Here is a 217-nt window from a genome sequence, read left to right as displayed (position 1 = left end):
TCGCGGATATCCTGCGCGGACCGCCTCCGGCCGACGCACTTCGCGCCATCACATCGCTTGTTCTGGAAGGCTTGAGCCAGCAGCGTTCATGCGTCCAGAGGAGTAGGGATGGCAAGAGCAAGGGACGAGGCCCGGCTGGCGGTGCTCATCGATGCCGACAACGCCAGCGCGCAGCACCTGGAACAGCTGCTGGTGGAGATCGCCAAGTACGGGACGA

At 64.5% G+C, this 217-nt stretch carries 1 pseudogene; it reads left to right on the top strand.

The annotated features are described in order from the left end of the window. Positions 1–108: 108 nt before the first annotated feature. Positions 109–217, top strand: a pseudogene (locus BN358_RS25860) (Maebl); the annotation flags it as partial.

It is taken from the genome of Sedimentibacter sp. B4 (assembly GCF_000309315.1).
GTDB classification, from domain to species: Bacteria; Bacillota; Clostridia; order Tissierellales; family Sedimentibacteraceae; genus Sedimentibacter; species Sedimentibacter saalensis.
The sequence above is the reverse complement of the archived record's forward strand: the minus strand, read 5'-3'. Positions and strand labels throughout refer to the sequence as shown.